At 45.7% G+C, this 9,634-nt stretch carries 12 protein-coding genes and 2 rRNA genes; 5 read left to right on the top strand and 9 right to left on the bottom strand.

The window, feature by feature from the left end; translation table 11 throughout:
* Window positions 1-318: 318 nt before the first annotated feature.
* From QUA78_RS18085 to sufR, 9 genes are all read right to left on the bottom strand, one after another.
* Window positions 319-717 (bottom strand): transcriptional regulator, encoded by a 399-nt coding sequence (locus tag QUA78_RS18085; RefSeq protein WP_333398949.1) that lies wholly within the window; start codon window positions 715-717, stop codon window positions 319-321.
* Window positions 701-1,000 (bottom strand): type II toxin-antitoxin system HigB family toxin, encoded by a 300-nt coding sequence (locus QUA78_RS18080; RefSeq protein WP_333207050.1) that lies wholly within the window; start codon window positions 998-1,000, stop codon window positions 701-703. The genes QUA78_RS18085 and QUA78_RS18080 overlap by 17 nt, the downstream gene beginning before the upstream one ends.
* Window positions 1,001-1,135: 135 nt before the next feature.
* Window positions 1,136-1,252, bottom strand: a 5S ribosomal RNA gene (gene rrf, locus QUA78_RS18075).
* A 45-nt stretch (window positions 1,253-1,297) separates the two neighbouring features.
* Window positions 1,298-1,483, bottom strand: coding sequence for a hypothetical protein (locus tag QUA78_RS18070; RefSeq protein WP_333302114.1), 186 nt, complete (start codon window positions 1,481-1,483; stop codon window positions 1,298-1,300).
* Window positions 1,461-1,682 (bottom strand): hypothetical protein, encoded by a 222-nt coding sequence (locus tag QUA78_RS18065; protein ID WP_333302115.1) that lies wholly within the window; start codon window positions 1,680-1,682, stop codon window positions 1,461-1,463. Before QUA78_RS18065 ends, QUA78_RS18070 begins: the two co-directional genes overlap by 23 nt.
* A 174-nt stretch (window positions 1,683-1,856) precedes the next feature.
* Window positions 1,857-1,973 (bottom strand): 5S ribosomal RNA (gene rrf, locus QUA78_RS18060).
* 45 nt (window positions 1,974-2,018) lie between these two features.
* Window positions 2,019-2,204, bottom strand: coding sequence for a hypothetical protein (locus QUA78_RS18055; protein ID WP_333302114.1), 186 nt, complete (start codon window positions 2,202-2,204; stop codon window positions 2,019-2,021).
* A complete protein-coding gene (locus QUA78_RS18050) occupies window positions 2,182-2,589 on the bottom strand; it encodes a hypothetical protein (protein WP_333302113.1) in 408 nt (135 codons plus the stop codon). The genes QUA78_RS18055 and QUA78_RS18050 overlap by 23 nt, the downstream gene beginning before the upstream one ends.
* 222 nt (window positions 2,590-2,811) lie before the next feature.
* Complete coding sequence (sufR, locus tag QUA78_RS18045; protein WP_333302112.1) at window positions 2,812-3,516, bottom strand: iron-sulfur cluster biosynthesis transcriptional regulator SufR; 705 nt, start codon at window positions 3,514-3,516, stop codon at window positions 2,812-2,814.
* A gap of 188 nt (window positions 3,517-3,704) precedes the next feature.
* Here sufR and sufB point away from each other — a divergent pair, with 188 nt between their 5' ends.
* The 5 genes from sufB to QUA78_RS18020 all read left to right on the top strand — a co-directional run bounded on the left by sufB (window position 3,705) and on the right by QUA78_RS18020 (window position 9,576).
* Complete coding sequence (sufB, locus tag QUA78_RS18040; protein ID WP_333302111.1) at window positions 3,705-5,147, top strand: Fe-S cluster assembly protein SufB; 1,443 nt, start codon at window positions 3,705-3,707, stop codon at window positions 5,145-5,147.
* A 208-nt stretch (window positions 5,148-5,355) separates the two neighbouring features.
* Complete coding sequence (locus QUA78_RS18035) at window positions 5,356-5,790, top strand: clan AA aspartic protease (RefSeq protein ID WP_333302110.1); 435 nt, start codon at window positions 5,356-5,358, stop codon at window positions 5,788-5,790.
* A 192-nt stretch (window positions 5,791-5,982) separates the two neighbouring features.
* Complete coding sequence (gene sufC, locus QUA78_RS18030) at window positions 5,983-6,774, top strand: Fe-S cluster assembly ATPase SufC (protein WP_333302109.1); 792 nt, start codon at window positions 5,983-5,985, stop codon at window positions 6,772-6,774.
* A complete protein-coding gene (gene sufD, locus QUA78_RS18025; protein WP_333302108.1) occupies window positions 6,771-8,135 on the top strand; it encodes a Fe-S cluster assembly protein SufD in 1,365 nt (454 codons plus the stop codon). Before sufC ends, sufD begins: the two co-directional genes overlap by 4 nt.
* Before the next feature lie 178 nt (window positions 8,136-8,313).
* On the top strand, window positions 8,314-9,576 hold the full coding sequence (locus tag QUA78_RS18020) for a SufS family cysteine desulfurase (protein ID WP_333302107.1): 1,263 nt from the start codon (window positions 8,314-8,316) through the stop codon (window positions 9,574-9,576).
* Window positions 9,577-9,634: the final 58 nt, after the last annotated feature.

The raw sequence follows: 9,634 nt of genomic DNA, 5'->3' as shown, positions 1-9,634 counted from the left end.
TAATTCCGGCACTGTCTTCTCCATGTGCCTCACCTTATCAGATTTTTTGGGTTTTTGCTACCCCCGTGAACTTCTACCCTGAATGAGCCATTTCCTGAAAGAATTCATCCCTTGATTGAAAATAAATTTCGAGAATTGCAGAATAGATATGAACACCTTAAAAAGGTTAAGTTTGGAGAGCTTAGAAAATAAAATTACTTGCACAGGTAGCGATCACCTTAGTTATCACTTAAATCGATCACGATCGCTTAAAACTAATGACTAATCAGCCGGAGAGCTAATATCAGCAACTCCTACTCAACAAGTAGCCGATCGCGATTAAAGAAACAAACTAATATCCACGTGGAAAAAATCGGCTAATTTTCTGGCTTCATCTATTTCGATCGCCCTTCCGCTAACAAAAACTTTATCAACCTCTGTTTCCGTTCCCAAAACAGGAATCAAATCAGATTTGTCCAAATTTCTCGCATCCATTAAATGTTGCAACATTGAAGCAGCATTTCCTGCAGGAATCGGATAATTTTTAGATTCAAATTTTTCAATCAGCGTTATCAAAAGCTCCAGAAATAGCTCTTCCTCCAGCGATCGCATAGGGCGGTGTTCCAGTTCGCAAGCGAGAGCGATCGCGGCCTCGTTTTCTGCTTCATTTGCGATCGGTTTTGGTTGATACCGAACAAGTAAATCTGTATAAGATTTGGCATCAAAAGTACGGATCATTTTTCCACTCATCCTTATCATACTCAGCGTGAGTCAGAACATATTTGATGTAGATTCTTTGAGAAACATAAACCAAATCAACAATCAGCCGATATCGATTTCCCTTAATATTAAATACGGTAAAATTTCCGACTGACTCAGCTTTTGGATAAATCTGCTGAACATCAATTAGGTTCTGCCATTCCGCTTTACTTGAAACTCTATACCAGTCATAAAGTGCATCGCAGGAATCGGCATGGCTTTCACAGAAATCTCGCAGGATTTTTCGGCTGATAACACGCATTTCACCCTTGTTTTCCCAACTACACCAGATTTTGTTCTGGACTTACGCATTTGTCATATTATAAACATCTGTAACTCACCAAAAAACTAAAGCCCTTTTCCGTTGTTGCGGGAAAAGAGCTTTAATTTATGATTAACCTGGCACTGAGCTATTTTACCGGGCAGTGACCCGCCGAGTATCTTCGCCATAGCAACGTTTAACAACCGAGTTCGGGATGGATCGGAGTGGTTCCATTACATCATAAGCACCAGGAAAGCTTTGAAAACTTTTAATCCTGTGTCTGCGTTCGGCTTAATTTTAAGCTTGATGCGCTGCATCTCTTTCGCTCGACTTAATTACCTTATCAAGTTTTCCTTTGTCTGTCAACCCCTTTCTCAAAAGTTTTTTTCGATCGCCCGAAACCGCCCCCAATAGCCGAGTTTGACGTATTATTTGCCAGTGGGGTCGATCGACCTTTAACTCACAAGTCCAAAAACGCTGCATCTACACCCTGCTCTCTGCGAATCTTCCCGTCCTTCACAAACCACGCCACAACCTGCTTAACTGTTAATTGTTCGATCGGCATCTCGGCTTCTGTCGCAATTTGCCTCAAAGGCCGCAAAGACGCCACCACCAAATTCGTAAAAAAGTTTTCAAAACTTGCATCAAGTTCGATCGACCAAAAATCTGCTGCTGGCTGCAAATATTGAGATTTCTACAAAACTCGCACCAAAGACATCTGCAACAATTCTTGTGGGGAGTAGGGGTTAGGCATCCTGCCGGCCCAAGACGAGCTTTTGTGTAGATGAGTAATAACTCCCCAAAAAACTAAAGCCCTTTTCCGTCGTTGCGGGAAAAGAGCTTTAATTTATGATTAACCTGGCACTGAGCTATTTTACCGGGCAGTGACCCGCCGAGTATCTTCGCCATAGCAACGTTTAACAACCGAGTTCGGGATGGATCGGAGTGGTTCCATTACATCATAAGCACCAGGAAAGCTTTGAAAACTTTTAATCCTGTGTCTGCGTTCGGCTTAATTTTAAGCTTGATGCGCTGCATCTCTTTCGCTCGACTTAATTACCTTATCAAGTTTTCCTTTGTCTGTCAACCCCTTTCTCAAAAGTTTTTTTCGATCGCCCGAAACCGCCCCCAATAGCCGAGTTTGACGTATTATTTGCCAGTGGGGTCGATCGACCTTTAACTCACAAGTCCAAAAACGCTGCATCTACACCCTGCTCTCTGCGAATCTTCCCGTCCTTCACAAACCACGCCACAACCTGCTTAACTGTTAATTGTTCGATCGCCCCTCCCGATTCTGCCGCAATTTGCCTCAAAGGCCGCAAAGACGCCACCACCAAATTCGTAAAAAAGTTTTCAAAACTAGCATCAAGTTCGATCGACCCTTTAATACTCTCATCATTCTTAATCCAATCCATCACCTGCCCATTTGTCACCTCAGCCACCGGCAAACCAGTCTCCCCAGCAATTTGCTTGAGCACCCTCAAAGCATAAATTGCCACCCGCGCCGAAAACTTTTCCTTTGACGACAGCAGCGCCATATCAACTTCCGCACACTCTTCCGGCTTTAAAAAATCTGCTAGCGGTTCCATAGTTATTAGTTACTTGTTATTTGTTATTTGTTATTGGTAATCGGTAAAAACATCTATCCGTGTATCCGTGTCAAAATCCGTGTCGTGCTGTTGGTAATCGGTAAAAGCAAAAAACACCCATCCCTGTATCCGTGTCAAAATCCGTGTAGTGCTGTCGGTAATTGGTAATTGGTAAAAACACCCATCCGTGTATCTGTGTCAAAATCCGTGTAATGCCTTCCCTCATCCTTCTTCCTTCTTCCTTCTTCCTTCTTCTTTCCTTCTTGCAATCAAATAACCGCAGCGGTGTTCCCCATTTATAATCCAGTGAGTCCGCTCCACAGTACAGTCCGGCAATACCCCCGCAAACATTTCCAACTCATTGCCACACACACTCGGAAAAGTTTCAGCAACATTAGAAATCGCGCAGTTGTGTTCCATCAACACAAATCGATCGCCCAAACCAGTGCGATCGCAGATCCCAACCTCTACAGATTCTACAGGATAACACTCAGCCATGTAACCTTCAGCCCTGCGGAGTTCCACCAACTTAGTCACCCGCTCTTGCAGCGAACCCGCACCCACCAGTCGCCGATAGTCCGTAGCCTTGCGCTGCCACTGTTTTCGCAGGATAGTTATCACTTGCTCGCGGCCGACGGTTTCCGCCAACGTATCCAGGAAAGAGACTGCAAAATCACCGTAACGATTCGGGAATCGATCGCGCCCCAAACTGGTAAGCTCATAAATGTGCTGCGGCCGCCCCATCCCAGCCTGAACTGACTGATACTGAATCAGCCCCTCCGCTTCCAAATCCTTCAAGTGACGGCGAATCGCCTGCGGGCTGATATCCAAAGACTCCGCCAACTCAAGAGCCGTCCCTTTATCTCCCTTAAGCAAATATTGCAGGATGTCTTGTTTCGTGGAAGTCTGCTGAGTAGTCTCCATCATCTTCACAAAAAATTATTAATTTGACTTTGACAATATCACTATTGTTAATGTAGCTTAAAATATAGTAAAGCAACAAAATTGTTGTTTAACTTCCCAGAGCAGTCCAGCAGAACTCGCTCAAGCCCAGACAGGCATTGCCCCGTCTGCCATCCAGAGAGCATTATCTAGAACACTGAACACGCAAAATAATGAGTTCTACCACAGTCAAAACCTTAGTCAACCAGCCCTACAAATACGGTTTCGTCACCGACATCGAGTCAGACACCATCCCCCGCGGCTTGAGCGAAGATGTAGTCCGCCTGATTTCCGCCAAGAAAAACGAACCGGAATTCATGCTGCAATTCCGCCTCAAAGCATATCGGCAGTGGTTGAAAATGACCGAGCCCACTTGGCCCCACGTCAACTATCCCGCGATCGACTACCAACAAATTATCTACTATTCCGCGCCCAAACAAAAGCCCAAAAAGCTCAACAGTTTGGACGAAGTTGATCCGACACTGCTAGAAACCTTCGAGAAACTCGGTATTCCCCTATCCGAACAAAGGCGGCTCGGAAATGTTGCCGTCGATGCCGTTTTCGACAGCGTTTCAATTGCCACAACATTTAGAGAAAAGTTAGCCAAAGATGGTGTTATTTTCTGTTCCATCTCAGAAGCTGTCAAAGATTATCCCGAACTAATAGAAAAATATCTTGGCAGCGTCGTACCAGTCGGCGACAACTTTTTCGCAGCCCTCAACTCCGCCGTATTCAGCGACGGTTCCTTCGTTTACATTCCCAAAGGCGTCAAATGCCCGATGGAATTGTCAACCTATTTCCGCATCAACAACGGAGATTCCGGCCAGTTCGAGCGCACCCTAATTGTTGCAGAAGAAAACAGCTCAGTTTCTTACCTGGAAGGCTGCACCGCCCCCATGTTTGACACCAATCAACTGCACGCCGCCGTCGTGGAATTGGTAACAATGGACAATGCCGATATCAAATACTCCACAGTGCAAAACTGGTACGCAGGCGACGCCAACGGCAAAGGGGGCATTTACAACTTCGTGACCAAACGGGGTTTGTGTCAGGGAGTTAATTCTAAGATTTCTTGGACACAAGTAGAAACCGGTTCCGCGATTACTTGGAAATATCCCAGTTGCGTGTTAGTCGGCGACAACTCAGTGGGCGAATTCTACTCGGTAGCGCTGACAAATAACAAGCAGCAAGCTGACACAGGCACCAAAATGATCCACGTTGGTAAAAATACTCGCAGCACGATTATTTCTAAGGGGATTTCGGCTGGAAATTCATCCAACAGCTATCGCGGCTTGGTGAAAATGGGGCCTAATGCTAAAGGCTCTCGCAATTACTCTCAGTGCGATTCCATGCTGATTGGGGATAACGCTCAAGCGAATACTTTCCCTTATATTCAAGTGCAGAACCACACTGCTAAAGTGGAACACGAAGCTTCTACTTCTAAAATTGGAGAAGAGCAATTGTTTTTCTTCGCACAGCGGGGAATTTCCGCAGAAAATGCTATTTCCATGATGATTAGCGGTTTCTGTAAAGATGTTTTCAATCAGTTGCCGATGGAATTTGCAGCGGAAGCTGATAAGCTGTTGAGTCTGAAGCTGGAAGGAAGTGTCGGATAGAACTCACATCTTGCGCCATTATCAAAAACTTGTAGGGGCGGGTTCACCAATAGCCTTAAACGGTGAAGACAGGTTAAATAAACCCGCCCCCACCCACCAAAAAGCCCCTGGTTGATATTGGTGCAAAATGTGAGATTAAATCAATCCGCCCTACCCACAAACCAGCCATTTATTGACAACTAACCCTTTACAAGGAGGGTGACTAAGCGTGAAAACAGCAAGCATGGGAATTACTTACGCAGACATAGAACTGATTTGCAGCGACGATGTAGCACTGCACCGCAGAGGCTACATTTCAGAAGACCAAATTAAATCGATGAAAGTTAGAGCATTGGTAGATAGTGGGGCTTCACTGCTAGTTATTCCTGAGTCCATTAAGCAGCAATTAAATTTGCTGAAAGTTGACGAACAGGAAGCTGAATTAGCAGATGGAACTGTAATTAGTTTGGAGGTTGTCGGGCCTGTAGAAGTCAGGTTTGAGAATCGAAAAGCGATAGTAAGTGCAATGGTTGTTCCTGGTGAAGTTGAAATATTATTAGGGGCAATTCCCATGCAAGCGATGGATGTATTAATTGATCTAAAAAATGAAAGATTGATTGTCAATCCTAAGAGTCCTGATGTTGCTAGAATGCTTCTCAAGTGAGGTCAGCGGCGAACAATATCGAGATTACTCTCGTTCTCAGGCTCTGCCTGGTAACGCATATCTAGAGGCTCTGCCTCACATTTCTCTCTCCCGTTTCCAACGAGGCAGAGCCTCGCGACACGCATTCCTAGGCAGAGCCTAGGAACTAGAAGAAAAAACTGTAAAGTGCATTGAGGAAAAGGACAAAAATAGATGATTGTAGAAAATAGTCAAGTGGTGCTATCCGTCCGCGATTTAACTGCGAATGTGGAAGATACCCAAATCCTGAAGGGTTTGAATCTGGAAATAAAATCGGGTGAAATTCACGCGATTATGGGTCCGAACGGTTCGGGAAAAAGCACTTTATCCAAAATATTAGCCGGCCATCCTGCTTATACGGTAACGGGGGGAGAAGTTACTTTTTTGGGTCAAAATTTGCTGGAATTAGCGCCGGAAGAACGCTCTTTGGCTGGCGTATTTCTGGCTTTCCAATATCCGTTAGAAATTCCCGGCGTTAGCAATCTGGATTTCTTGCGCGTGGCTTACAATTCTCACCGCAAACATCGCGGCTTGGAAGAATTGGATGCTTTTGATTTCCAAGATTTAATCGAGGAAAAGCTGGATATTGTGAAGATGAATGATTCTTTTTTAGGCCGCAGCGTAAATGAGGGTTTTTCCGGCGGCGAGAAAAAGCGGAATGAGATTTTGCAAATGGCGCTGTTGGAACCGAAGTTAGCTATTTTGGATGAGACTGATTCGGGTTTGGATATCGATGCTCTCAAGATTGTCGCCGGCGGTGTGAATCAGTTGTCAACTGCTGAAAATTCGATGTTGGTGATTACTCACTATCAGCGGTTGCTGAATTACATTATTCCTGATTTTATTCACGTCATGGAAGCGGGCAGAATTATCTTGACTGGCCCGAAAGAGTTGGCGCTGGAATTGGAAGAGCGCGGTTATGACTGGGTTGTGGAAGAGGAAGCAGCAGGAGTAGGCGCGCGATGATAAATACGCAAGTTGCTACTAGAGAAATGTTTTTGGCTGATTTGGTGAATCAGTGCGGTAAGTTGGGCGCAACTAATAACGAAAGTTCTGCTTACGGGTTGCAGGATTTGCGGGATGCGGCGACTCAATACGTCCTTTCTTCGAGTTTTCCGACGGTGAAGGATGAAGAATGGCGCTTTACTGATTTGTCGGCGGTGTTGCAAATTCCTTTTCATATACCCCAGAGCAATCAGTCAACAGTTAAGCTGGCTGATATCATTATGCCAGTGAAAAACAAGGCAGATTTACCATTAAGATTGGTATTTGTCAACGGTTTTTATGCGCCGGATTTGTCAACGGTGGAGTCGTCGGTTTTTCCCAATTTGCCGTTAGCGGAGCCCTCGAAGAGGATCGACTTTTACGCAGGTAATCTATCTAATGTACCCGAAAAATATCAAGGGCGCATCACCGATGTTTTGAGCAAGCACAAACAGCAAACAGAGGTGTTTACCGCGCTGAATACTGCGGGTTTGACGGATTCTGCGGTGGTGTTCGTGCCGGCCAAGATGTCGATCGACCTTCCGATTCACTTGCTGTTCCTGACAGCGCCAGGTGCATCTCCCACGATGTCCCAGCCGCACTGCTTAGTCATAGCTGAGCCTGGAAGCAATGTGACGCTGATTGAGGATTACGCAACAATCGGTAATGTACCAGCGTTTACTAATGCTGTAACGGATGTTGTTGTCGGCGAAAACGCCACTGTGAATCACGTTCGGCTTCAGCGGGAAGGTGGGGAGGTTGTTCATATCGGCAAAAGTGCGATCGAGCAATCTCGCAACAGCCGTTATACTTGTCATGCTATCAGCTTGGGAGGCAAAATATCGCGGCACAATTTAGAAGTATTTCAGCGCGGCGAAGCCACTGAAACAACTTTAAACGGCTTAAGCGTAGCCTTTGGGGAACAGTTGGCGGACACTCACAGTTTAATCGATTTTAATCACCCTCACGGTACAAGTCGCCAATTGCACAAGTGCATTATCGGCAACAAAGCTCGCGCTGTATTTAACGGCAAAGTTTTCGTTCGCAAAGCCGCACAATTGACAGATGCCGGACAGTTGAGCCGGAATTTGTTGCTGTCGCCGAGAGCCCGCGTAGATACCAAACCGCAGTTAGAAATTGTCGCCGACAACGTTAAATGTTCCCACGGTGCAACTGTCAGTCAATTAGAAGATGATGAACTTTTCTACTTGCAAAGTCGCGGTTTGGATTTAGAAAGAAGCCGCTATTTGCTAATTGATGCTTTTGCAGCAGAAATTCTCAATCTGTTGCCAATTGCAGGTGTGGCGAAAATGCTTTCTACCTGCGTGGCTATCCAAGGATAAAAGAATCAGCAACAGCGTCGAAGCCTGTTCCACAAAAATCAATGTTCCTGTGGGCCGTTGCTCCTAGCCCGCCCAGAATCAGCAACAGCGTCGAAGCCTGTTCCACAAAAATAAATATTCTTGTGGGGTGGGCTTCTAGCCCGCCCAGAATCAGCAACAATACTAACTTATGAAATTTATGACACTTATTCAAGAAAAAACACTTGCATCAAAAGTTCGCGGCGACTTCCCAATTTTGAATGAAAAAGTTAACGGTAAACCGCTAGTTTATTTAGACAATGCAGCTACTTCTCAAAAACCCCTAGCTGTGCTCAACGCTTGGCGCGATTACTACGAACAATACAATGCAAACGTGCACCGCGGCGCTCACACTCTCAGCGCCAAAGCGACTGATGCTTACGAAGGTGCTAGAGACAAAGTTGCTGCTTTTATAAATGCGGCGTCGCGGCAAGAAATTGTTTACACTCGCAACGCCACCGAAGCAATTAATTTGGTTGCTTATTCTTGGGGCTTGAGCAATCTGCAAGCCGGAGATGAAATTATCTTGTCGGTGATGGAACACCACAGCAATCTCGTGCCGTGGCAAATGATGGCTCAAAGAACCGGTGCGGTGCTGAAGTTTGTCGAGTTAACGGAAACTAACGAGTTTGATGTGGAACAGTTTAAAACGCTGATTTCCCATAAAACTAAATTGGTGTCAACCGTTCACGTTTCTAATACTTTGGGCTGCATCAGTCCTGTTAAACAAATCTGCGAAATTGCCCACAGTTTCGGCGCGAAAGTTTTAATAGATGCTTGCCAAAGCGTGCCGCACATGATAGTAGATGTGCAAGCAATAGATTGCGATTGGCTGGTTGCTTCCGGTCACAAAATGTGCGCTCCGACTGGCATCGGTTTTCTGTACGGTAAGCTGGACTTGCTGAGAGAAATGCCTCCGTTTTTCGGCGGCGGCGAGATGATTGCTGACGTGTTTCTCGATTATTCCACCTATGCCGATTTGCCGCACAAATTTGAAGCCGGCACGCCTGCAATCGGAGAAGCGATCGCCCTCGGTGCAGCTATCGATTATCTTAGTAACATTGGCATGGATAAGATTCACGCTTGCGAAGCTGAATTGACTGCTTATATGTTCCAACAATTGCGGCAAATTCCAGAGATTAAAATCTACGGGCCACAACCAGATAGCAAGGGCGAAGGTAGAGCAGCTTTGGCGGCATTTACTGCGGGAGAAATTCACCCTCAAGACTTGTCTACCATGTTAGATCAGGAGGGAGTCGCGATTCGTTCCGGGCATCACTGCACGCAAGCTTTGCACCGCTATTTGAACGTTTCATCTACGGCGCGGGCGAGTTTGTATTTTTACAATACTCGCGAGGAGATTGATGTGTTTGTCAAAGCGTTGAAAGAGACGATCGACTTTTTTGGTGGGATTATGGGATAAGTTTGTGGGGTGGGTATTTGCCCACCTTGTTAGAACATTGTTGGCCTTTGCCGAGCGC

It is taken from the genome of Microcoleus sp. K4-B3, assembly GCF_036704615.1.
GTDB lineage: Bacteria > Cyanobacteriota > Cyanobacteriia > Cyanobacteriales > Microcoleaceae > Microcoleus.
Note: the sequence above shows the minus strand (reverse complement) of the source record. Positions and strands in the feature narration are given on the sequence as shown.

Excerpts from the sequence above, each read along its gene's own strand:
- sufC (WP_333302109.1), top strand. The coding sequence starts at position 5,983 with ATGATTGTAGAAAATAGTCAAGTGGTGCTATCCGTCCGCGATTTAACT.
- QUA78_RS18070 (WP_333302114.1), bottom strand. The coding sequence starts at position 1,483 with ATGCAGCGTTTTTGGACTTGTGAGTTAAAGGTCGATCGACCCCACTGG.
- QUA78_RS18085 (WP_333398949.1), bottom strand. The coding sequence starts at position 717 with ATGATCCGTACTTTTGATGCCAAATCTTATACAGATTTACTTGTTCGG.
- QUA78_RS18020 (WP_333302107.1), top strand. The coding sequence starts at position 8,314 with ATGACACTTATTCAAGAAAAAACACTTGCATCAAAAGTTCGCGGCGAC.
- QUA78_RS18055 (WP_333302114.1), bottom strand. The coding sequence starts at position 2,204 with ATGCAGCGTTTTTGGACTTGTGAGTTAAAGGTCGATCGACCCCACTGG.
- sufR (WP_333302112.1), bottom strand. The coding sequence starts at position 3,516 with ATGATGGAGACTACTCAGCAGACTTCCACGAAACAAGACATCCTGCAA.
- QUA78_RS18080 (WP_333207050.1), bottom strand. The coding sequence starts at position 1,000 with ATGCGTGTTATCAGCCGAAAAATCCTGCGAGATTTCTGTGAAAGCCAT.
- sufD (WP_333302108.1), top strand. The coding sequence starts at position 6,771 with ATGATAAATACGCAAGTTGCTACTAGAGAAATGTTTTTGGCTGATTTG.
- sufB (WP_333302111.1), top strand. The coding sequence starts at position 3,705 with ATGAGTTCTACCACAGTCAAAACCTTAGTCAACCAGCCCTACAAATAC.
- QUA78_RS18050 (WP_333302113.1), bottom strand. The coding sequence starts at position 2,589 with ATGGAACCGCTAGCAGATTTTTTAAAGCCGGAAGAGTGTGCGGAAGTT.